The sequence below is a fragment of the Paracoccus shanxieyensis genome, from assembly GCF_009711265.1.
GTDB lineage: Bacteria > Pseudomonadota > Alphaproteobacteria > Rhodobacterales > Rhodobacteraceae > Paracoccus > Paracoccus shanxieyensis.
In genome coordinates, this window is sequence record NZ_WMII01000064.1 from 1 (window position 1) to 1,508 (window position 1,508).

The 1,508-nt window shown below is 68.2% G+C and carries 1 protein-coding gene; it reads right to left on the reverse strand.

Annotation, left to right across the window (positions count from 1 at the left end; translation table 11 throughout):
* A partial coding sequence (gene glpD / locus GL284_RS21190) for a glycerol-3-phosphate dehydrogenase (RefSeq protein WP_155046385.1) occupies window positions 1-1,508 on the reverse strand: 1,508 nt, incomplete at both ends.

Sequence of the window (1,508 nt, forward strand, 5' to 3'; positions counted from 1 at the left end):
GCCTCGAACCAGTCCTGCACGGCCTGCTGCTGCGCGCCGTCCATCCTCAGCCCCAGTTTCGTCCTGCGCCACAGCACGTCCTCGGCGCAGGTGGCGAATTCGCGGGTGGCGAACCAGCGCAGTTCGGCCTCGGTCAGGCCGGCGCCGAAGTCGTGGCCGGGCGGGTCGGACAGGATCAGCGCGGCTTCGGTCCCATGCGTGCGCACCAGCCGCAGCGCGTCGCGGGCGGACAGGCGCGGATGGCGCGCGCGCAGGTCATCGACCAGCGCGCCCACCCCATCCACCGGGAAATCGCCGCCCGGCAGCGCCACGCCCGCCGTCCAGGCCGCCCCGGCCTTTGGGAAATGCGGCGCAAGCTTTGCCAGCGCGCTTTCGGCCAGCCGGCGATAGGTGGTGATCTTGCCGCCAAAGACGTTCAGCAGCGGCGCGCCCGCGGCATCAAGGCTGAGCACATAGTCCCGCGTCGCCGCCGTGGCCGAACTGGCGCCGTCATTGTAAAGCGGCCGCACCCCGGAATAGGTCCAGACCACCTGATCCGCCGTCACCGGCTGCGCGAAATACTGGCTGGCAAAGCGGCACAGATAATCGCGTTCCGCATCCGAACAGCGCGCCGCCTCGGGCGGGCCGTCATGGTCCATGTCGGTCGTGCCGATCAGGGTGAAATCCTGCTCATAGGGGATGGCAAAGATGATCCGCCCATCGGTGCCCTGAAAGAAATAGCAGCGGTCGTGATCGTAAAGCTTCGGCACGACGATATGGCTGCCGCGCACCAGCCGCACGCCCTCGCGGCTGTCCAGGTGGGCGACATTGCGGATCACGTCCTGCACCCAGGGGCCGCCCGCATTGACCAGCGCGCGGGCCAGATGCAGCTGGGTGCCCTGCGGCCCCTGCGTCGTCACCTGCCACAGATCATCCACGCGCCGCGCCTCGGTCACGCGGGTCCGCGTCAGGATCCGCGCGCCGCGCCGTTCGGCATCGCGGGCGTTCAGCACCACCAGCCGCGCGTCCTGCACCCAGCAATCGGAATATTCCCAGGCCAGCGAAAACGGCTTCAGCGGCTGGCCCAAAGGGTCCCGCGACAGATCCAGCCGCCGCGTGCCGGGCAGGATCTTGCGCCCGCCCAGATTGTCATAGAGAAACAGCCCCAGCCGGATCAGCCATGCCGGGCGGCGTCCGCGCATCCACGGCATCACCCGGCCCAGAAGGCGCGAGGTCGGCGTGTCGCTTTCAAAGCGCATTTCGGGCGAATAGGGCAGCACGAAGCGCATCGGCCAACTGATATGCGGCATGGCGCGCAGCAGGGTTTCGCGCTCTTCAAGCGCCTCGCGCACCAGCCGGAACTCGAAGAATTCCAGATAGCGCAGCCCGCCATGAAACAGCTTGGTCGAGGCGCTGGAGGTCCCCTGCGCCAGATCGCCCTTCTCGGCCACGGTCACGGACAACCCCCGCCCCACCGCATCCCGCGCAATCCCGCAACCGTTGATCCCACCGCCAAGGATGAAGAGATC